The sequence below is a fragment of the Flammeovirga kamogawensis genome, from assembly GCF_018736065.1.
GTDB classification, from domain to species: domain Bacteria; phylum Bacteroidota; class Bacteroidia; order Cytophagales; family Flammeovirgaceae; genus Flammeovirga; species Flammeovirga kamogawensis.
Window position 1 is genome coordinate 3,438,008 of the sequence record NZ_CP076128.1, and the last position, 20,640, is coordinate 3,458,647.

Annotated in this window: 18 protein-coding genes; 13 read left to right on the forward strand and 5 right to left on the reverse strand. The window is 32.4% G+C overall.

Features of this window, described 5'->3' with window-relative positions; translation table 11 throughout:
- The first annotated feature begins 2 nt into the window (after positions 1 to 2).
- Both KM029_RS13715 and fmt read left to right on the forward strand, forming a co-directional pair.
- On the forward strand, positions 3 to 725 hold the full coding sequence (locus tag KM029_RS13715; protein ID WP_144073802.1) for a TrmH family RNA methyltransferase: 723 nt from the start codon (positions 3 to 5) through the stop codon (positions 723 to 725).
- Between the two features lie 8 nt (positions 726 to 733).
- Positions 734 to 1,657, forward strand: coding sequence for a methionyl-tRNA formyltransferase (fmt, locus tag KM029_RS13720; RefSeq protein WP_144073803.1), 924 nt, complete (start codon positions 734 to 736; stop codon positions 1,655 to 1,657).
- Between the two features lie 86 nt (positions 1,658 to 1,743).
- Here fmt and KM029_RS13725 read toward each other — a convergent pair whose 3' ends face one another.
- The 3 genes from KM029_RS13725 to KM029_RS13735 form a co-directional block, all read right to left on the reverse strand.
- A complete protein-coding gene (locus KM029_RS13725; RefSeq protein ID WP_144073804.1) occupies positions 1,744 to 2,769 on the reverse strand; it encodes a hypothetical protein in 1,026 nt (341 codons plus the stop codon).
- 205 nt (positions 2,770 to 2,974) lie between these two features.
- Positions 2,975 to 3,544, reverse strand: a complete 570-nt coding sequence (locus KM029_RS13730; protein ID WP_144073805.1) for a Pathogenesis-related transcriptional factor and ERF protein — start codon at positions 3,542 to 3,544, stop codon at positions 2,975 to 2,977.
- Positions 3,545 to 3,742: 198 nt separating this feature from the next.
- On the reverse strand, positions 3,743 to 4,828 hold the full coding sequence (locus KM029_RS13735; protein WP_144073806.1) for an Ldh family oxidoreductase: 1,086 nt from the start codon (positions 4,826 to 4,828) through the stop codon (positions 3,743 to 3,745).
- A gap of 199 nt (positions 4,829 to 5,027) precedes the next feature.
- Here KM029_RS13735 and KM029_RS13740 point away from each other — a divergent pair, with 199 nt between their 5' ends.
- Together KM029_RS13740 and KM029_RS13745 are read left to right on the forward strand one after the other, a co-directional pair.
- On the forward strand, positions 5,028 to 6,017 hold the full coding sequence (locus KM029_RS13740; RefSeq protein ID WP_144073807.1) for a glycosyltransferase: 990 nt from the start codon (positions 5,028 to 5,030) through the stop codon (positions 6,015 to 6,017).
- A gap of 70 nt (positions 6,018 to 6,087) precedes the next feature.
- Complete coding sequence (locus tag KM029_RS13745; protein WP_144073808.1) at positions 6,088 to 6,615, forward strand: D-glycero-alpha-D-manno-heptose-1,7-bisphosphate 7-phosphatase; 528 nt, start codon at positions 6,088 to 6,090, stop codon at positions 6,613 to 6,615.
- Between the two features lie 60 nt (positions 6,616 to 6,675).
- Here KM029_RS13745 and KM029_RS13750 read toward each other — a convergent pair whose 3' ends face one another.
- Positions 6,676 to 7,161: a GAF domain-containing protein gene (locus tag KM029_RS13750; protein ID WP_144073809.1), complete on the reverse strand. Its 486-nt coding sequence runs from the start codon at positions 7,159 to 7,161 to the stop codon at positions 6,676 to 6,678.
- A 155-nt stretch (positions 7,162 to 7,316) separates the two neighbouring features.
- Between KM029_RS13750 and KM029_RS13755 the strand changes: the two genes are divergently transcribed.
- The 7 genes from KM029_RS13755 to KM029_RS13785 all read left to right on the forward strand — a co-directional run bounded on the left by KM029_RS13755 (position 7,317) and on the right by KM029_RS13785 (position 18,745).
- The gene (locus KM029_RS13755; RefSeq protein WP_144073810.1) at positions 7,317 to 8,774 is read left to right on the forward strand and encodes an SGNH/GDSL hydrolase family protein; all 1,458 of its coding nucleotides are present in this window, start codon (positions 7,317 to 7,319) and stop codon (positions 8,772 to 8,774) included.
- Positions 8,749 to 10,032 (forward strand): GDSL-type esterase/lipase family protein, encoded by a 1,284-nt coding sequence (locus KM029_RS13760; RefSeq protein ID WP_144073811.1) that lies wholly within the window; start codon positions 8,749 to 8,751, stop codon positions 10,030 to 10,032. The genes KM029_RS13755 and KM029_RS13760 overlap by 26 nt, the downstream gene beginning before the upstream one ends.
- A 300-nt stretch (positions 10,033 to 10,332) precedes the next feature.
- Positions 10,333 to 11,595, forward strand: coding sequence for an OmpP1/FadL family transporter (locus KM029_RS13765; protein ID WP_144073812.1), 1,263 nt, complete (start codon positions 10,333 to 10,335; stop codon positions 11,593 to 11,595).
- A gap of 34 nt (positions 11,596 to 11,629) precedes the next feature.
- The gene (locus KM029_RS13770; RefSeq protein ID WP_144073813.1) at positions 11,630 to 13,411 is read left to right on the forward strand and encodes an SGNH/GDSL hydrolase family protein; all 1,782 of its coding nucleotides are present in this window, start codon (positions 11,630 to 11,632) and stop codon (positions 13,409 to 13,411) included.
- Positions 13,412 to 13,569: 158 nt separating this feature from the next.
- Complete coding sequence (locus tag KM029_RS13775) at positions 13,570 to 15,621, forward strand: hypothetical protein (RefSeq protein ID WP_144073814.1); 2,052 nt, start codon at positions 13,570 to 13,572, stop codon at positions 15,619 to 15,621.
- 172 nt (positions 15,622 to 15,793) lie between these two features.
- On the forward strand, positions 15,794 to 17,593 hold the full coding sequence (locus KM029_RS13780; RefSeq protein ID WP_144073815.1) for a chloride channel protein: 1,800 nt from the start codon (positions 15,794 to 15,796) through the stop codon (positions 17,591 to 17,593).
- A gap of 75 nt (positions 17,594 to 17,668) precedes the next feature.
- Positions 17,669 to 18,745 carry a hypothetical protein gene (locus tag KM029_RS13785; protein ID WP_144073816.1) on the forward strand — a complete coding sequence of 359 codons (1,077 nt, stop codon included), beginning with the start codon at positions 17,669 to 17,671 and terminating at the stop codon, positions 18,743 to 18,745.
- Here KM029_RS13785 and KM029_RS13790 read toward each other — a convergent pair whose 3' ends face one another.
- Positions 18,746 to 19,438, reverse strand: coding sequence for an arylesterase (locus KM029_RS13790; RefSeq protein WP_144073817.1), 693 nt, complete (start codon positions 19,436 to 19,438; stop codon positions 18,746 to 18,748). It abuts the gene before it with no gap.
- A gap of 17 nt (positions 19,439 to 19,455) precedes the next feature.
- Between KM029_RS13790 and KM029_RS13795 the strand changes: the two genes are divergently transcribed.
- Both KM029_RS13795 and KM029_RS13800 read left to right on the forward strand, forming a co-directional pair.
- Positions 19,456 to 19,980: a hypothetical protein gene (locus KM029_RS13795; RefSeq protein WP_144073818.1), complete on the forward strand. Its 525-nt coding sequence runs from the start codon at positions 19,456 to 19,458 to the stop codon at positions 19,978 to 19,980.
- Positions 19,981 to 20,097: 117 nt separating this feature from the next.
- The gene (locus tag KM029_RS13800; protein WP_144073819.1) at positions 20,098 to 20,619 is read left to right on the forward strand and encodes a DinB family protein; all 522 of its coding nucleotides are present in this window, start codon (positions 20,098 to 20,100) and stop codon (positions 20,617 to 20,619) included.
- Positions 20,620 to 20,640 lie beyond the last annotated feature (21 nt).

The following is a 20,640-nucleotide window of genomic DNA, read 5'->3' on the forward strand; positions in this document are numbered from 1 at the left end:
TTATGGCATACGCTAAAGATGATGATTTTAGATTTTTTCACTCAGATTATTTCAAAGAGTTTATAGAAGAGCCTGGGTTAATTGAATACTTGAAAGAGTTTATTTCTGAAAAGAAGAAAGAGGGTATTGAAGAAGTATTATCTCAACGAACAAATCATTTAACCGTATTATTAGAAGAAATTTATAAGCCTCAGAATGTAGGTGCAATAATAAGAACATGTGATTGCTTTGGCTTGCAGAACCTTCATATTGTAGAGGCTATTTATAAGTTTATTGTTTCTATAAAAACTACTCAAGGTTCTGCTAAATGGGTAGATGTAAATAAATACCAGTCTACATTAGATGCTGCAAAAACTTTAAAAAGTAAAGGTTATAAACTAGTAGCGACTACGCCACATACTGATATGTCTATTGACGATTTACCTACAGATGCACCAATAGCATTAATGTTTGGTAATGAAAAAGAAGGGCTATCTGATGAGGCTATGGAATTGGCTGATTATAAGGTGAAAATACCAATGTACGGTTTTGCAGAGAGTTTTAATATTTCTGTAAGTGTTGCTCTTTGTTTAAATCAGTTAAGTGCTAAAATTAGAAAAGATGAATCGCTTGATTTAAAATTAAGTAATGAAGAATATAAAGATATTGAAGGTGCTTGGGTTTGTAAATCAATAGACCGTTTTGAAACAATAACCAAATCATTTAGAAATGAGAAAGGTAAATAATATTTGATATGGAAAAGAATTTAAAAATAGTATTTATGGGAACACCAGATTTTGCTGTTCCTTCGTTACAAGTTCTCGTAGAAAACGGATATAATGTAGTAGGTGTAATTACTGCTCCAGATAAACCTGCAGGACGAGGTCGTAAATTACAATCTTCTCCAGTAAAGCAATATGCTGAATCTGTTGGTTTACATATTATGCAACCAACAAATTTAAAGAATGCGGCTTTTCAGCAAGAGTTAAAAGAACTTGAAGTAGACTTGCAAATTGTGGTAGCATTTAGAATGCTTCCAGAAGCTGTGTGGGATATGCCTAGAATAGGTACTTTTAATTTACATGGTTCTTTATTACCAGATTATAGAGGTGCCGCACCTATTAATTGGGCAATTATTAATGGTGAAAAAGTAACAGGGGTAACCACTTTCTTTTTACAACATGAAATTGATACAGGTGATATTATACTTCAGCAAGAAGAGCCAATATTAGAAGAAGATACTGTAGGTGATGTTTACGGTAGACTGATGCAAGTTGGTGGCAAACTGGTTTTAAAAACGGTTCAATTAGTAGAACAAGGTGATTATAAAACGACACCTCAGAAGATAGTTGGAGAACCTAAGATGGCTCCAAAAATATTTAAAGAAACCTGTAAAGTAGATTTTTCAAAAGATACAGAAACAGTTTATAACTTTATAAGAGGGTTATCTCCTTATCCGGCAGCTTGGACCGAAATTCAAGGAAAAACGTATAAACTTTTTAAAGTATCTAAGGTGAATGATGATACCCTAGAAGCAAATGAAGATGGATTTGTAACAGATAATAAGTCTTTCTTTTATATAAAAACTGCTGACGGGTTTATCTCTGTAGATGAATGGCAAATGCAGGGTAAAAAAAGAATGGAAGTTAAAGCCTTCCTTTTAGGTACAAAATTCTAGACTACTATTTAATGTAGTATAAATAAGAAATCCCGACTTAAAATTGCTTTTGAGTCGGGATTCTTTTATTGCAGAAAAATATATCTTTATTTCAATAAGCGTACTACCGGGTAAATTGCAGCAGCAGCACCATTTTGAATAAATGTTTTTATTTTATTTTGTGCCTCTACCACTTCGTCTTTGTTTGGTACTTGTACTGGAGAAAGTCTGATAATCTTATCAGATACTTCTGATAGAATAGAAGACGTAGCTTCTTTTGTATCAGTAGCAACTTCAGTCACTGTATCAACAGGTTCGTTTACAAGATTTTTAGAAGTAGAGAATACTTTAGAAGATGTTTCTTTTACAAATCTTAAAGTATCATCAACAACAGTGTTTGCTTGGTCGATAATATTATCAACAGTCTCGTTAGATTTATCGTAAGCAATTTCAGTAAATGTTTTACCATTACTTACAAAAGAGGTCACAACTTCTTTTGTATTTAAGAAAGTACTATCAACTACACCTTTAGCAGAAGAAAATACTTTATTTGTTGCTTCTTCTACATTTTCAATTGCAGAATCAGTTAAACTTCTTGCTTCAGTAATGATTCTACCCGCAGCATCTTCTGTTTGATCAATCATTGCAACAGTTTTTTCATTTACTGTTGATAAGGAATCTTTAGAAAAAGTTGAGGCTTCGTTAATTAAATCATGAGATACTTTTAAGCTATCATCAATAAAAGCATCTACTTTATTATCGGCAACTTCGGTTGCTTCAGTAATTGTTTCCTTACCTTTATTTATAGCTTCAGTAGTTTTTTCTTCTACTTTACCTTTTGTTTCTTGAATTGTTTGGGTAGTAGAATCAATAGTTTCTGTTACTTGCTCAACAACCTTTTGAGTAGTTTCTTTTGCAGTGTTTTCTACTTTATTAAAGATTGTAGCTTCAGGTTTTTCATCTACTTTTTTGCTAGTATCTTGTGTAGCCTTGATTTCTAATTGAACATCACTTTTTACAGTATTTTCCACTTTTACTTCAGGCTTAGAAGTAGTTTTAGCGGCAGTAGTACGTTTATTTGTTCTACTGCTATTACTTGTAGAAGTTGTTCTTTTTTTACGTTGTTGTGCCATAACAGTACATTTAAGGTTATTGATAATGCAAGATAATCATGAATGATTACTTATTCACTATTTTGTGAATAAATTCCTTATAATTTGATTATGAGAGTAATAAATTTAGATTAATTACAATAAAAAAGAGATATAACCTTTCTTTAGTAGTAAAAGTTATATCTCTTTTTGTGAAAAATAGTGCGATAAAATTTCTCTGTAAATTTTATAAAATTGTAATTACTTCAGTTTCATCAATTTCTTCTACTTTGTTTAGACTTTTTGTTTTACCAAAAAGTTCTTGTGATTTTTTATTGTATGCTTGAGCTGCAGATTCAGCACTAGGGAATAGCCCAAGGTCAAATCTTTCGCCTTTAGAATAAAGAACAGATCTATACGTGTTCTTACTCACTTTTACTACACCTCTATAACCAGTTTTGTTATGGTGATGTTTCTGATTTCTACGTAACTCAGCCATAGTAGCCCATTCTAGATTTTTTTCTCTACAATCTAATGGGTTGCCATTTTTTATGCGAACAAAAAGTCTTTTACTAGACTCCTGTTGCTCTACATATTTCTCAGCAATTAATTTATGCAAGTAAATTGTAATGTTTTGATACCCTCCGTTTGGTTTAGGATAATTCTTTTGAAAAAACACATAACCACTTGCATGTAGACGTAAATTTTCGAGTACCTTAAGTTGTTTATAGTACTCATTCCCTTCAATAAAATCATAAGCTGTACTAGACAATAGTACATGATCATCGGCATTTTTTAGCTTAATCTTATAAAGCATGTCAATTAGGTTTTAGATAGTAAATAAATATCATCGTCGTAATAAAAACTTAACCATTTCTATAGTAGAATTAGTAAAGATAATTTTAGACGTTTTTAGCAAAGTACGTAACGTGACAGTCGTTAAATTACGCAGTAAAAATTGTTAGAAGTGAAATGTAGTAGGCTAGTCTCGCTATAATTATGAAGTTTAATTAATTTAAAGTGTAAGTTTAAATTTGCTTCCTACTTTTTCTAAATCTCTTATAACAGGTGATAATACAGGAATACCCAAAGTAAGTCTTTCATGTTGAATTTCACGCTCAGGATCACCAGGTATTAATACGCGTTCTTGCCCTTCAACAGTATCAGCATTTTTAAATCTTCTGATCCAGTTGTCCATATGAGATTTAAATTCAGACTTAGGTCTAAATCCATCTACACGCATTGCTCCAAAAAAGTGACCCAACCCTTCTCCAACAGGATCTTCAGGTAATGGTAAGAAGCTAACAAAAGGAGGGGCCCATGGACCGTAACCTGCTCCAGATAATACAGAAGATAAAATATCTACCATACTTCCTAAACAATATCCTTTGTGGCTACTTCTTAATCTATCACTACCTAGCGGTAATAATGCTCCACCACTTTTTAATGCAGCAGGGTTTGTTGTAGAAACTCCTTCTTTATCTTGTACCCAGCCAACTGGAGCATCTTCTTCCTTACGTTGTAGGATTTCTAATTTACCATTTGCGGCTGTAGTTGTAGCAAAATCAGCTACAAAAGGAGGTTCTTCTCCGGCAGGGATTGCCATTGCTATTGGGTTGGTTCCAAGTAGTCTTTCAGTAGAGAAAGTTGGGGATACCAAAGGACTTGCATTCGTCATAGAAATTCCAATCATATCGTGTTCTAAAGCCATCATAGCATGATAGCCTGCAATTCCGTAATGATTTGAGTTTTTGACAGAAACCCATCCAGTACCTACTTTTTCAGCCTTATCAATAGCAATTTGCATTGCTTGTGGAGCAACAACCAAACCTAGTCCTGCATCTCCATCTACTGTAGCAGTACTTGGAGTTTCGTGTACAATTTTAACTTTTGGAGTAGGGTTTATTCTACCTGCTTCCCAAAGTCTAACATATCCTATTAATCTGGCAACACCATGAGAATCGACACCTCTTAAATCAGCAGATAGTAAAACGTTAGAAGCCAATTCAGCATCCTTTTCTGGACAGCCCATTGCTAGAAATACATTTTTACTAAAAGATAAAAGAGTTTTGTATGGTAGAAGATTCGTATTGTCGGACATATAAATTTGTCAGTTTAAATTATACACCTTCCAAAGTTGTATTTGTAGGTGAAGTTCGTGTAATGTAGATTATAACTTTAGGTAATAAAATTGTATATCACACCTCGTTATGTTCACAAATTTATCAACTTTATATTTATGGACAAATGAGTTTTATTATTTATAGTAATAAAATTAACATCAAATCAAGTAATTCTTAATGAATCCGACAGTTAGTATTTTGGTTGCTGCTCGTAATGAGGAAGGTACAATTAGACAATGTTTAGAGAGTTTGACAAATCAATCTGTTAATAACAATGTATGTATTGAAATTATAATTGGTAATGATTCCTCTACGGATTTAACTACTGAAATCATTGCAGAATTTGTTTCAGAATATTCATTTATACAGTCCTTTATAGTACCAAAAAATATAACTTATAATGGAAAGGTTAATGTTCTTAATTATATAAGTGATTTAGCCTGTGGACACTACTACTTATTTGCTGATGCAGATGTTGTATATCCCCCATCTTGGGTAGAAAACATGCTTATCTCTTTAAAAAATGCAGATATTACTACAGGAGTAACAGTTGTAGAAGGAGCGACTCTATGGATGAAATTTCAGAAATTAGATTGGATGTTGGCGTTAAATCAAATACATATACTTTCCAAATTAGGTATTCCGTTAACAGCAATGGGCAACAATATGGGTGTAAAATCAGAAAAATTTGTTGATATAGGCGGTTTTAGGAATATTCCTTTTTCTGTAGCCGAAGATTTTGCATTATTCAATACTATAGTTAAAAATAAAGGTTCTTTTTGTCAACTTTTTGATGTATCTGTTTTGGCTAAAACGAAAGGAATGACAACGTATTTTGAGTGGCTACAACAACGTTGGAGGTGGATGCAAGGAGCAAAAAAACTTTCATTATTTTTCAAAACTTTAAATTATTTAAACATTATATTTTACCCAATTTTATTAATTCTGATGCTTTTCTATCCAATAGTAGGTGTAGTAATGTTGAATATATATGTATTAAAGTGTTGTTACTTAATGTATATTCAGAAAAAGTTGAAAGAAAAAATACATTGGAGAGCAACTTTTTTGTTCGATTTTTATCATTGTATATCATATTGTGGCTTATTGATTTATGGACTCAGAAACCCATCTGTAGAGTGGAAAAATAGAGTATATAAACCTGAATAAGTTCTTGATAATAACATTTTCTAAGAAACTGTTACATTTGCAGTAAATCATTACTATATATAATAGAAGAATGGAAAAAAATAAGTGTGTATTCTTAGACAGAGATGGAGTATTAAATAAAGATTATGTGGATTACGCATATACTTTAGAAAAATTTGAGGTACTTCCGGGAGTTTCAGAAGCATTACAGAAATTAAAAGATGCAGGTTTTAAGCTTGTTATTTTAACAAATCAGTCTGGAATAGTAAAAGGAATTTATAAAAAAGAAGATGTTTTTATTTGTCATGATGCACTACAAAAAGAGTGTAATAATGCAATAGATGATATGTTTTATGCTCCTTTACATGAAAAATGGTCTAATTCTTTAAGTCGTAAACCAGGTACTTTAATGTTTGAAAGAGCAATATATAAGTACAACGCTGATATGGAAAATACATGGATGATAGGTGACAAAGAAAGGGATTTAATTCCAGCTGAAAAAGTAGGTATTAAGTACCGTATTCAAGTTGACAACCCATTAGTAGAAAATACAGTAGCAACACACCATGCTAAAAACTTAATAGATGCTGTGGATAGAATTATTCTTGCAGATAAGTAATTAAAATTGTGTTGTACAAAAAAGCGTTTCAATCAAATAGTAAGATTGAAACGCTTTTTTTTATTGCCATTTACTTGCTAAATAAGTAGCAAGTTTTTCTAGATAAAGTTGGTCTTCACTATCAAATGTTCCAATTTGATCACTATCTATATCTAATACAGCAACAACTTGATTGTCTTTAATAACAGGTACAACTATTTCTGATTTAGAGGCTGAACTACAAGCAATATGCCCAGGAAAAGCTTCTACATCATCAACAACATAAGTTTTAGCATCAGCCCATGCAGTACCACAAACACCTTTTCCTTTTTTTATTCTAGTACATGCTATAGGCCCTTGAAAAGGACCCAAAACTAGTTCGCCTCCTTTAACTAAATAAAAGCCTATCCATAAATGGCTAAATGTTTGATTTAATACAGCACAAGTATTCGATAAATTGGCAATTAGGTCTGTTTCTATAGAAATTAGCCCTTTAATTTGTGGAAGAATACTATCGTAAACTTCTGATTTATTACTATTTTGTGGAATGAAAAGTTCTTCAGCCATATTTTTTTAATTTATATAATTGCAAACTTACAAACTGAATGTAGTTTTTTATTCAAATAGTATTTGATAATTTAAAAAAGTTCTATTTTAATTATCAATAAAGCTTTTATGGTGCTTTGAACCTTTCACTCTTAATTATAACCTATATAAAAACAATGAAAATTACGCCTCTTAAGATATTACAAATACTCGTTTATATCGGCTTAATGATGGGACTAGTTCTTATGATGTCTCCAGAAGAAATAAATGTTTTTGGAACTACAGTTCGTGTACCAACATTAAGTGACGTCCTTCCTGAAAGTTTAATTACAGAAAATGAAGAGATAGAAATAATTGATGAGGAATATCTTGATGAAGATTCACTTACTGTTGATATGACTAGTGTTGATGAAGCATCAACATGGATACCTGTAGAAGAAAAACCTTTAACCGTTAGAACACCAAAAGGTGCGGTAGCTATTGAATATCCAAATAATGATATGTCAGCTTTGGATAACTTTTTTAAAGGTTTATCATCAATTTCTGATGAAGGAGAATTAGTTCGTGTTTTACATTATGGAGATTCTCAATTAGAAGGTGATCGAATGACAGAGCGATTAAGAAAAAATTTACAAGAACAGTTTGGAGGTTGTGGTGTTGGTTTAGTTCCAATTATTGAATTAAAAAATATGCGTACAACTTTAAATCAAACGTATAGTGATAATTGGGAACAATTTTTATGTTTTGGTCCAAAAAAATATAGAGGGAAGCATAATGATTATGGTTTCTTTGGAAAATATTTTACCTACGAAGGAACAGAAGCAACTTTATCTTTTGAGAAGGCACCTTATTCTAAAACAGCTCATAAGAATTTTGAGAAGTTTAAAGTTTACATGAGAAATACTGTAGCGAATGTAAATTTAGGTTATAAAATGAATGGAGCTGAAGGGGAGACAAAAGAGATTGAAGCATCTTCTGAAGCAAAAGCTATTCCACTACCAATTTCAGGAACGTTAGGAGAGTTAGAATTAAAATTTAAATCAGATGTCTCTCCAGAAGTATATGGTGTGAGCTTTGACTGTACTACTGGTATAGCCGTCGATAATATACCTATGAGAGGTAGTTCGGGAACAGATTTTACAAAAATAAGAAAGGATCATCTTTCATCTTTATTAGAAAATATGGATGTAAAATTACTTGTCTTGCAGTTTGGTGTAAATGTGGTTCCACAAGAAGCAGAAAGTTATAATTATTATGAACGCTTAATTGTCAGACAATTAAAATATTTTAAGGAAGTAGCCCCAGAATTAAATGTACTAATTATTGGTGTTTCTGATATGGCAAAGAAAAATGGCTCAAAGATTGAATCATATTCAAATATAGATGCAGTGAGAGCTGCAGAAAGAAGAGCAGCTAACAAAATGGGGGCGGCTTATTGGGACTTATATCTTGCAATGGGTGGTAAAAACTCAATTGTAAAATGGGCTGATAAAAAACCAGCATGGGCAGGTAAAGATTATACGCACTTTACAAGAAAAGGAGCGAATTATATAGGAGATATGCTCTATAATGAACTAATGAGAGAATATCAACGCTATAAGAATAGAGATGAGTCAGAATTGGAAACTAAATAATTACATACAACCATTTCAAAAAAAAGGTTTACGTTTAGTAAAAGGAATACTAACGATTTTGTTGTTGTGTGCACACTCTGCTCCAACATCAGTTTCTAATGTAAAAAGGCCATTTGTCACCTATGATTTTATTAGAATGGATTTGAATAAAATCAACACATTTGGAGATTCAACGGTATTAAATTCCTTTTATGATAAACTAAAAAAATTAGAGAAAACAAAAAAAGGACAAGTACATATACTTCATTTAGGAGACTCTCATATTCAAGCCGATTTTTTTTCTGGATGGGTAAGGGAACGTTTCTATGAAGACCAAAGATTCCCTATGGCTAGTAGGGGTTTCTTTTTTCCGTATACTGCAGCAAAAACAAATAATCCATATAATTTTAGAGTATCAAAAATTGGAGAATGGAAAGGGCAAAGAGCTTCTGTCAGTTATCATAAAAGTGATTGGGGAATTGCAGCTATTACAGCTCAAACAACAGAATCTTTTGCAAGTTTAACAATAAATGTAGGAGTAGATTCCTTACATCCTTATAGAGGTAATAAAGTTGAGATATATTACCCTGTAAGTGATTCCACTCAATTTTTGCCAGTAGTTCAACCTCTAAACCCTGCTAAACTTATAGCTACTAAACGAGGAAAAAGAAAATTAACTTACATTTTTGATAAACCTATTTCTAAGTTTAGGATAGGGCTAGAAAAAAGAAGCCTCAATCAAAGAGAGTTTACATTAAAGGGATTGGCAGTATTAGATTCAGAATCGGCAGGGGTAACATATAGTTCTTCAGGTGTAAATGGAGCAAAGGTTACTTCTTATTTAAGATGTAAAGATTTAGAAGAAGATATATTAGAAATTAACCCAGATCTAATTATCATCTCTTTAGGTACTAATGATGCATTTTTTTCTCCATTTAGTAAAGAACGCTTTGTTTCAAGATATACTAAATTGATTAAAGAATTGAGAAGTGGTAATGCTAAATTGCCAATAATAATTACTACACCAGGTGATAATTTTAGACAGTCGAAGTATATTAATAGAGACAATGCTAAAGCTACTGAAGCAATTTTTACCTTAGCTAAACAAGAACATCTTGCTGTTTGGGATTTCTACCATATTATGGGAGGGTTGTCATCTATTGAAAGATGGAGTGCAATGTCTATGACTTCGAGAGATAGAGTCCACTTAAGTAGAATAGGATATCAGTACCAAGGGGAGTTATTTTATAGAGCTTTATTATCTACTTATAATAATTAATATTAGCGTATATTTAATTCGTTAGCAAATAAATGAATGATTATTCATTTATCAAAATAACTGAATTAATCAACTATTATTTTGTGTTATTTACGTAATAAATGTAAATATATCTATATTACACAGAATAAGTGTTGAAAATACGTGGTTTTTTTTAGCTAAAATTTGCACTTTGCAAGGGTTAAACTTATAATTGTTAAAAAAAATGTTATGTAAGCATAACATTATTCAATTTTTTTCATCGAAAAGGTTTCGACTTTTTATCTCGATTATTAGGCTTCATCTAAAATTATTCATTTAATGAAAATCAGAAATTTACTGTTAACAGTAGCAACTGTGTTTATAGCTAACGCAGCTTTTGCTAATGGGTTCCAGGTACTGCTTCAAGGAACAAAACAAATCGGACGTGGTAACGTTGGGGTTGGTTATGGACCTGACGCTTCAAGTTTATTTTTTAATCCAGGTGCATTATCTTTTTTAGAAAGTAGCACAGTTCAAGTTGGAATGAGTCCAGTAATGTCTAACATCTCTTACAGAGGATTAGACGGAACTACTAAATATTCATCTAACTCTCCAATGGGTACCCCATTTCAAGCATATGGTGTTTACAGACCATCAGCAGACTCTCCTTGGGCATTTGGTTTAGGTGTGTTTACTCCATTTGGATCAACAGTAACTTATGATAACGAATGGACAGGTAAATATTCTCTACAAGAAATTTCATTACAATCTATATACATTCAGCCAACAGTATCTTACAGAATCAATGATATGATCTCCGTAGGTGGTGGTTTGGATATTGTAACTGGTGGTGTTCAGTTCAAAAAAGCAGTTTCTGCTCCTGGTGGAGATGTTGGATTTGAGATGGATGGTAATACATTACAATTCGGCTTTAATTTAGGCGTATTTGCTCAAATCTCAGAAAAATTCTCAGCAGGTATTAATTACCGCTCAGGTGTTGATATGAAAGTTGAAGGTGGTGATGCTACTTTTGATGTACCAAATGACTTTATTGGAGATCGATTATTTGGAGACGCGTATACTCCAGGTCAAGAAATGAAAGCAAAATTTAATGCAACGCTTCCATTACCTTCAACAATTGCTGTTGGTATTGGATATAATGCAACTGATAAATTATCATTCGGATTAGACTTCAATTATGTAACATGGAGTGTATATGAAGAATTAAAAGTAGAATTCCCTGACGGTGAATACCCTGCGATTGCTTACGATAGAAAGTGGGAGAATTCTTACATCATTAACTTCGGTGCTGAATACAAAGTAACAGACGCATTTACTGCTAGAGCGGGTGCTTACTACGATACAACTCCAGTTCCAGACGGTCACTTAACTCCAGAATCGCCAGATGCTAATGCACTTGGATTATCTTGTGGTGTAAGTTACATGTTTAGCGAGAAGTTTGGTGTTGATGCAGCATTCTTATTTACAAACAAAGAGCAAAGAGAAAATATCATTCCTGAGGGAGTAGATACAGGTGGAATGAATGGTGTTTATAAAGCATCTGCTTATATTCCAAGTTTATCTCTAAACTACAATTTCTAATTTTTTCCCTATCCTAATTTAAGAAATAACAAAAATGACTTTTAATAAATATAGATCATTATTAGCTGCAGGTGCGATAGCATTACTGTCAGCTTGTACTACAGAGGTAGATGATTTTGTAACTGCTGGTGGCTCTTCTTCTGATGGAACTCCCGTAGATTATACTACTTATGTAGCTTTAGGTAATTCTTTAACTGCAGGAGTATCTGATGGGGCTTGGTTATCATCATCTCAAGTAAATTCATACCCTCAATTAATTGCAAATAGTTTGCAAGAAGCAGGTTTGGGTGCTAAAGATTTTAAGCAACCGTTGATCTCATATTCAGGTGCTCAATACTTTGGGACACCAATAGTGTTAACTAATCAAGGACCTTGTTTTACATGTACTCAAACTGTAAACCCAACCTCTAATATCTATAGTGAGCACGGAGGTTTCCATAATATGGCAGTTTCAGGTATGAAAGCTATTGATGTAAATGATCCTACCTTAGCTACGGGTCTTTATGGGTATTTTGTTAGTTCTGCAGGCTCTACAGTTTTAAAAGATGCTTTATCAATGAACCCAACATTCTTTTCTATGTGGTTGGGCGCTAATGATGTTTTAGGTTTCGCAAATTCAGGAGGGGCTCTTGGACCGAATGCTATTACACCTCAAGCTGATTTTGAAACTGCAATTAATTCAGTTCTTGATTCTATGGGTAATAGAGGAGCAAAGGGTGCAATTCTTAATGTTCCTGATATTACGGAAGCAGCATTATTTAATACAACACCAAATACTTTAGAAAAGATGTTAGCAGCCAACAATATGGAGCTAACAGAAGATTTTCTAGTATTAGTAAATGGCTATTTAGCAAGTGCTTTTGATCCAATAATAAAAGCTCAAGTTGAGGTAGGAAGACCAACAGTTACTGCATTAATTACACCTTCTATTCCAAGTGCAGCAGGGACTATTAATGTAGTTGCAGCGGCAGTTTCAACAGCTCCTTCTATTGGTAAAGATCCATCTGTTTCTGCTGAATTAGCATATACTGTTATTTTTCTTCAGTTAACTTCAGGTGGAATGACACCAACTGACGCAATGACATTTTTAGCAACAGAGGCAGGCCAAACTCAAATAGCTCAATTAGTAGCTTTAGGAATTGACCAGTCATGGGCTACTATGACAGGAACTGATGAGGAAGTTAATACAATAATTAATAGTTCAATTGAGTCTACTACAGCTACATTAAAAGCTGCAGGTTATTATCCTGTTTTCTCATTAGAATCAAATCAATTACCTGTATATGATGCTGCATCTCCAACAATGATGCGTGTACCTGCAGAAGGAACATTAGTTTCTCTATTAGCATTAAATAAAGCACTTTTATTAGGAGAATTAATCTTAACGGGTGGAGATTTAGATATTACTAAATTAAAAGATTATTTACCAGTCATTGATACAACTAAAGGTACATATGAATTCTTAGAGAAAGGTGATGTAGATGATGTAAAAACTGCAATTGATGGTTATAATAGTTATTTAAAAGAAGAAGCATCAAGTAGAGATTTAGCTTATGTTGATACTAAAAGTGTAATGTCTGAAGCTCATAATGGAGGAATTATAATTGATGGAGTAACTTATACTACAACATATTTATCAGGTAACTTATTCTCTTTAGATGGAGCTCATCTTACACAAAGAGGATATGCAGTAATTGGTAATTACACTATTCAAGCAATTAACGCTAAGTATGGTGCAAAAATACCTCAAATTCAGCAAAACGATTTCCCTGTAGTTGAAACAACTGTAGTACCAACTCCAGCAGCTGCTAATTAATCATAAATATTGTTGAGAATTAAACAATAGGAAGTAAAAATATTTACTTTTGAAGATAGCCTACCTCTTTGTTTTAAAAGGGGTAGGTTTTTTTTAGTTTTACTTTGTTTATTCCTAAAATAATTTATAAACCTTCTTTTAAGAAATAGAATCTATATATGAAAAAAAATATACTTAAGGCATTAACTATATTATCAATTATTTTACCTGTCTTTATATCGTGTTCTGATAGAGAAGAAGCAATACTTGCAAATTCTGGTAGAACTAGATCAGGTATTCCTATTAACTATTCAAATTATGTAGCGATTGGTGATGGAGTTACAGCAGGTTTACAGGATAATGTGTGGTACAAAGAGTCTCAAGATAATTCTGTTGCAGCTATTTTTTCTCAAAAATTACAGGATGTAAATTTAGGTACTTTAATATCCAACCCAAGTGTTACCTCTCAGGGTACTGGTGTTCCAGATGAAAATGGAAATGTAATTCGTTATTCTAAAGGGAGCTGGGTAGTTGGTGAAGCAAGGATCTTAACAGAAGAAGTTCCTTCAATAGTTGGAACTAAAGCAGATGGTTCAGACTATACGAATATATCTGTTATTAATGCTAAAATGGGAGATTTAACAAAGCAGAACTATTCAGCTGATAATCCTTATTTTAGTTATTTTTCATCTTCTGATACTGCTTCCATGCTTGGTGAAGCAAAAAAAGCCACTCCAACTTTTACAACAATATCAATAGGTAAATTTGATTTATTTGATTACGCTTTAAATAAAGGAACAAATGATGCATTGGTATTACCATCAAGTTCTACTTTAGAAACTCAAGTTGACCTCGTTGCTTCGGCATTTTCAACTCAACAAGGAGGAGCAGTGATTGGTATTGATGTAATTAATGATTTGCCTTATTTTAATCATGTTAGAAATTCTATCAACTTAGAAGAATCAACGGCTAATGCAATTAATGATGGTATTGATTCTTTAGTATATGGATTAATTACTCATGTTTTTGATTCTATACAGGTTGTTACTCGTCCTAAAGCACAAGATTCTATCGCTATTAATTTCTTAGAACCAATTATGGTTGATGGATGGAGCGGTAAATTAGGAGTTGCTTGTATAAATGCTTGTTGTGGATATGATGTTCCTAATAGACCTGTATTACCTCCTTCAAAACCTACATATGCAAGTTGTACAACAATAACAACTTGTACGCCAATAGTTGATTCTGTTGCTTATAATATTGTTTTTAACGGTCCTTACTATTCACTACCTTATGAAGTTTCAGGCGTTAAAACAGGAACATTAGCTGGTCGAGTTGCAGCAATTTCACCTGATGGTAGATCAGATAGAAATGATTATATATTTGCTGAAGTAGATAAACAATGGGTATACTCATTTGAGAATGACTCAACAACAGCAATGGACAGTATAATGGCAACAGATCCATTACAAGTAATGGTTATTGAAAAAACGTTTACTGAATCTATAGCATCTTTATTACTTCATTTTGGAGAAAGAGAAGCTTTAGTAAATATTATTGCTAACCAACTTTTTAATGTGGTATTGAGAAATGTAGAAGGTGAGTTGACACCAGAAAGCTTAGATGCTGCAATAGATAACTCATTAGGAGAAATTGGTATTACAGTAATTGATGTACTTCGTAGCCGTAATTTTTTTCCAGAATTTGTGGCAGGAGATAATCCATTGTTTGTTATTGATCCTTCATCTCCAACAAGAATGAGAGTTCTTGAAACTGGGGATAAAATTATGTTACCTTATGCAGATGTTTATGTTGATTTAAGAACATTCATTAAGAGTATAGTAAGTAATGGAGGATTACCAGGTGATTTTGATCCATCAAACTTATTGAATTTGTTCCCAACAATTGATCAAGTATATTTTTATACTACTCAGCAAGAGGTAGCAGAAGCGAATAGAGCATATAATATTGCTTTATCAAATGCTGCTAGTAGCAACCGTTGGGCATTTATTAATGTAGAATCTATTTCAGCCAAATTAGTAACAGGTTATAAACAAGACGGTGATACATATACAAATGAATATCGAAGTGGAAAATTTTATTCTATGGATGGGCATAGTTACACATCTGCAGCAAATGCTATCATTGTGAATGAAATGATAGAGACATTAAATACATTGTATTCGTCAACTATACCAAAAGTTACTGTAAAAGATTATCCTGCTAATTAATTTTACAGTAAATTGACGATATTAACACAACCACCTTTCTTTTATATAGAGAGGTGGTTTTTTTTGATAAGCATTTTGTAAGTTTGCATCTTGGTTGGTTGTGGGTATTTGTATAAATAAACTATACATTGTACACTAATTATTTCTGATAGTATTCCATAGTACATAATAGATGGCAAAGCATAAGATTGTAGAAAAATTATTTAACCTTAGAAGGCTTCACCTCTCAGATAGGAATTTTATTCTTATAGTGAGTAGTATGGTGGGTATTGCATCTGGTTTAGCTGCTGTGTTGTTAAAACTATCAGTACATCATATACATGAACATTTAACGCATTACAATTTTGTAGAAAATTGGGGTTTATTACTTTTTCCTATTATAGGTTTATTAATTACTACAGTAATTGCTAAATCATTATATAAAGAAAGTAGTGTAGGGCATGCAATTACAGATATTTTACATGATATTTTTAAGAATAACAGTAACATAGCAAAAGGGAAAATATATTCTCGATTTGTAACATCAATGTTTACGGTAGGGTTTGGTGGTTCTGTTGGTTTGGAGTCTCCAATTGTATTAACAGGAGGTGCTATAGGTTCTAATATTGCTCAATCATTTTTATTGGATTATAAAACCAAAACATTAATGATTGGTTGTGGTACTGCAGGTGTAATATCTGCAATATTTAATGCACCAATTACAGGGTTAATATTTAGTATAGAAGTAATATTAACAGGGGTCTCTGTAGCTAACTTTGTTCCCTTATTAATCTCATCTGTTAGTGCAGCAATTGTATCTTCTTTAATTGTAGGTGAAGAAGTTCTTTTTTCATTTAAGATTTTAGAAGATTTTCAACCTCAGAACATTCCATTTTTTATTATTCTAGGTGTTTTAGCAGGTTTTATGTCTATTTATTTTAATCAAACACTCCACCAAATGGAGCATTTGATGGAAGAAAAAATTCCTAATAGATATAGAAGAGCTCTTTATGGAGGTATAGTTTTATCAATTTTTATTTTCGTATTTCCTCCAATTTATGGTGAAGGATATGAATCTATCAAGGCATTATTAAACGGAGAAGAACTTCAACTTCTAAATAGAGCAGAACTGTTTGAAACTATAATCCCGAATACAAAAGCATGGTTATTTTTGGCTTATATTATAATGGTATTATTTGCTAAAGTTATAGCTGCATCTTTAACATTATCTGCAGGCGGTAGTGGTGGTACATTTGGACCAGCCTTAGTAATTGGAGGTTTAACTGGTTTTGCATTTGCTAGGTTTATTAACTTATTAGGAATAGCAGATCTTCATGAAACACACTTTATTCTTGTAGGAATGAGTGGAGTACTTTGCGGAGTTGTTTACGCTCCATTAACTGCAATTTTCTTAATTGCAGAAATTACTGGTGGTTATACCTTGTTTGTTCCTTTAATGTTAGTTTCTGCAATTGCTTATACAACAGTGAGTGTTGTAGACCCAGATGCTCCTCATGTTAGAGCATTAAAAGCTAGAGGTGATTACCTAAAAGGAGATAGAGATATGCAGGTTTTGGATCGATTAAATATTAATAAATTAATTGAAACAAACTTTGTTACCGTTCCACTTAAAGGGTATCTAAGTGATTTAGTATCAGCTATAAGTATAAGTCAAAGAAGCGTCTTTCCTGTTGTAGATGATGAAGGTAAATTAAAAGGTGTCATCACTCTTGATCAGGTTAGAGAAATTATGTTTGATCAGGAACAACAAGCTAAAGTAAAGATTGCTAATGTGATGAATGAGCCTCCAAGTATTGTATATTATGGTGAGCGTATGCCAACTGTAATGCAAAAGTTTGAAAAGGAAGATGCTTGGAATTTACCTGTAGTTGATGAAAATAAAAAATATGTAGGGATGGTTTCTAAATCAAGAATATTTAGTGTATACAGAAAACAACTACAACGTTTAAATAAAGAATGGGTAGGAAATTAAATTCGATTTGATAGATAATTAATCGATTATTACTTTTGAGGAAAATCAACTACGTTGTAAAATCATAAACAGACTATGAACGAATTTGAAGCATATTTAACGAAAAAAAGAATTGATCCAAGCCTTTTTAAATCTTCTGAACCAGATAGATTTGAAGAATGGGAATCGTTGTTTATGCAAGTGCATCCTAAAAGCTTTACACAGCAGAAGCTTTTTTTGATTAATCAAATTCGTAGAAGATATTGGATAGCTGAACCTATTAAGGTTGAAAGTGCTAAACCAAAAACTAAATCTGGAGTGGTAAGAAAATCTATTCCTAAAAAAGAAACTGATGTAGATGCTACTTCAAAAGTTGTCAAGAAAGTAGTAAGACCTACAATTAAACCAAAAATAGAAGGTGAGAATATTGATGAAGTAGAAAATAAAAAGCCTGCTCGTCCAAAATTCAAACCTAAAATGGGAGCAAAGCCTGTTATCAAAAAATCTGAGGATAATAATAAGGAAACTTCTGTAAAAAAAGGTGTACGCCCAGTAATCAAGGCGAAGTCTTCATCAACTGAGACAGATGATGTTAAGAAAAAAGTAGTTCGTCCTGTGATAAAACCTAAACCGGTATCTTCTGAAGAAGCTGAGCTAGCAGTAAAGAAGAAAGTAGTTAGGCCAGTAATCAAGCCGAAATCTTCATCACCTGAGACAGGTGATGTTAAGAAAAAAGCAGTTCGTCCTGTGATAAAACCTAAATCGGTATCTTCCGAAGAAGCTGAGCCAGCTGTAAAGAAGAAAGTAATTAGGCCAGTAATCAAGCCGAAATCTTCATCACCTGAGACAGGTGATGTTAAGAAAAAAGCAGTTCGCCCTGTGATAAAACCTAAATCAGTATCTCCCGAAGAAGCTGAGCCAGCTGTAAAGAAGAAAGTTGTTAGGCCAGTAATCAAGGCGAAGTCTTCATCAACTGAGACAGGTGATGTTAAGAAAAAAGTAGTTCGCCCTGTGATAAAACCTAAATCGGTATCTCCCGAAGAAGCTGAGCCAGCAGTAAAGAAGAAAGTTGTTAGGCCAGTAATCAAGCCGAAATCTTCATCACCTGAGACAGGTGATATTAAGAAAAAAGTAGTTCGTCCTGTAATAAAACCTAAGAAGAAGGAAGATTAATTATAATAGTGGTTTAAGAGCATTCATTACTGTAGATGCAACAATTTTTGTTCCTTCAATATTTGGGTGAATTCCATCCTTTTGGTTTAATGTTTCGTTACCAGCAACTCCTTTGAGTAAGAATGGTAGTAAAAATGTATTTTTCTCTTTAGAAATTTGAGGAAAAATTAATTTGAACTCATTGAAATATTTCTCGCCCATATTTGGAGGCGGTACTATTCCTGCAAGTAAAATTTTACAATTAGGGTTCTTAGTTCTTACTATATTAATAATATCTATTAAGTTTTCCTTAGAGCTTTTCGGATCTAGACCACGTAAAGCATCATTACCACCAAGGGAAAGTACAAAAATATCTGGAGTATTTTGATTGAGTACCCATTCTATTCTATTTTTTCCACCAGCTGTTGTTTCACCACTTAGACCTGCATTTATGCAATGATAGGGAATGTTTAAGCTATCATAAGTTGCTTGAATGATGGATGGATAAGATTGTTCTTTTTCTAAACCATATCCTGCTGTTAAACTATTACCATAAAAAGTAATCACTTTTCTACTGTCTTTTTCTATGCTTTTTCTAACCTCAGTTTTAGTAGATTCATGTTTAGTGTTTTCATTGTTACTTGTATTAGAACAACTAAATAATGAACTAATAGAAAGGAGTATAATTATAGAAAAAATGCGAATGTTCTTCATTTCTTGCAAGGGTATAGTTGAATGTACTATTATCAAAAGTAAATAAAATAAAGCAAGTAAATTGTAATCACTTACTTGTTAAACCTAATTTTATTACCAATACAATGCAAAAAGATTTTAAAATCCATAAAGTATTGTCGTATTGGGCACTTCGCGTTATACCTGTTGTAGTTCTTTTTCAATCACTCTTGTATAAGATGGGCGAAGATCCCGAATCTGTGTATATATATTATCAACTAGGTCTAGGTGATGATATTAGATTATTTATTGCTGTTGTAGAGTTTATTGCCTGTTTTTTACTAGCCTATCGATCTTTGTGTAAATGGGGAGCGTGGATAGCTGTTGTATTAACCTCATTTCAATTACTTGCACAAATCTTTATTCTAGGAATTGACTTGCCTGTGGAAGAAGGATTATCAAACGGTATGCAATTGTTTGGAATGTCATTAGTTACTTTATTAACATGCCTATTAATTATTGAGCAGGAATTAAGAAAATCGACTTATTTTAAACAAAAAACACCTTATATAGAGTCTTCATAAAAATAAATGGAAAGATTCTTCTTAATTTTAAGCTGTATTATTACTTTGGGTAGTACAGCTTAATTTTTTTGCCTCTTTTTATTGTATACAATTATCTTTCATCATTAATCCATTTAAATGAATAATAATGTTATTAATTCAGCTATTGAGTTATCCGAACAATTACAAAGTTTATTAGCTCAGTTGTCTGAAGAACAATATATTGCTCCGTTAGATTTGTTTTCTGGTTCATCTATTGGTCAACATACTAGACATATCATAGAATTTTATCAGTGCTTATTAAATGCATCTAAAAATAATGATGAAGTTTGCTATGAAGACCGTAAACGAAACTTGCAGATAGAACAAGATAAGCTAAATGCAATTATTCAATTAGAAGCTATCGAAAATAGTTTACTAACTGTAGTAAATATAAAGAATGAAATGTGTTTAAAAGTAAAGGATTACGATAAAGACCTCGCTTTAGAACCTTGGAATTCTGTAACTACATTTGCTAGAGAGTTACATTATTGTAATGAACATGCGGTCCATCACCTAGCAATTATAAAAGTTGGAATAAAGCATTATTTTCCAAATTTGGAGTTGAACGATGTTTTCGGAGTAGCTAAATCAACTTACGCATATAGAAAAGGTAAATAACTAACTATTCAAAACGATTTT

What these genes read in the sequence shown, in the direction of transcription:
- KM029_RS13760 (WP_144073811.1), top strand. Translation starts at nt 8,749, where the DNA reads ATGAGTCAGAATTGGAAACTAAATAATTACATACAACCATTTCAAAAA.
- KM029_RS13765 (WP_144073812.1), top strand. Translation starts at nt 10,333, where the DNA reads ATGAAAATCAGAAATTTACTGTTAACAGTAGCAACTGTGTTTATAGCT.
- KM029_RS13780 (WP_144073815.1), top strand. Translation starts at nt 15,794, where the DNA reads ATGGCAAAGCATAAGATTGTAGAAAAATTATTTAACCTTAGAAGGCTT.
- KM029_RS13735 (WP_144073806.1), bottom strand. Translation starts at nt 4,828, where the DNA reads ATGTCCGACAATACGAATCTTCTACCATACAAAACTCTTTTATCTTTT.
- KM029_RS13790 (WP_144073817.1), bottom strand. Translation starts at nt 19,438, where the DNA reads ATGAAGAACATTCGCATTTTTTCTATAATTATACTCCTTTCTATTAGT.
- KM029_RS13725 (WP_144073804.1), bottom strand. Translation starts at nt 2,769, where the DNA reads ATGGCACAACAACGTAAAAAAAGAACAACTTCTACAAGTAATAGCAGT.
- KM029_RS13775 (WP_144073814.1), top strand. Translation starts at nt 13,570, where the DNA reads ATGAAAAAAAATATACTTAAGGCATTAACTATATTATCAATTATTTTA.
- KM029_RS13755 (WP_144073810.1), top strand. Translation starts at nt 7,317, where the DNA reads ATGAAAATTACGCCTCTTAAGATATTACAAATACTCGTTTATATCGGC.
- KM029_RS13750 (WP_144073809.1), bottom strand. Translation starts at nt 7,161, where the DNA reads ATGGCTGAAGAACTTTTCATTCCACAAAATAGTAATAAATCAGAAGTT.
- KM029_RS13740 (WP_144073807.1), top strand. Translation starts at nt 5,028, where the DNA reads ATGAATCCGACAGTTAGTATTTTGGTTGCTGCTCGTAATGAGGAAGGT.
- KM029_RS13785 (WP_144073816.1), top strand. Translation starts at nt 17,669, where the DNA reads ATGAACGAATTTGAAGCATATTTAACGAAAAAAAGAATTGATCCAAGC.
- KM029_RS13730 (WP_144073805.1), bottom strand. Translation starts at nt 3,544, where the DNA reads ATGCTTTATAAGATTAAGCTAAAAAATGCCGATGATCATGTACTATTG.
- KM029_RS13800 (WP_144073819.1), top strand. Translation starts at nt 20,098, where the DNA reads ATGAATAATAATGTTATTAATTCAGCTATTGAGTTATCCGAACAATTA.
- KM029_RS13770 (WP_144073813.1), top strand. Translation starts at nt 11,630, where the DNA reads ATGACTTTTAATAAATATAGATCATTATTAGCTGCAGGTGCGATAGCA.
- KM029_RS13715 (WP_144073802.1), top strand. Translation starts at nt 3, where the DNA reads ATGGCATACGCTAAAGATGATGATTTTAGATTTTTTCACTCAGATTAT.
- fmt (WP_144073803.1), top strand. Translation starts at nt 734, where the DNA reads ATGGAAAAGAATTTAAAAATAGTATTTATGGGAACACCAGATTTTGCT.
- KM029_RS13745 (WP_144073808.1), top strand. Translation starts at nt 6,088, where the DNA reads ATGGAAAAAAATAAGTGTGTATTCTTAGACAGAGATGGAGTATTAAAT.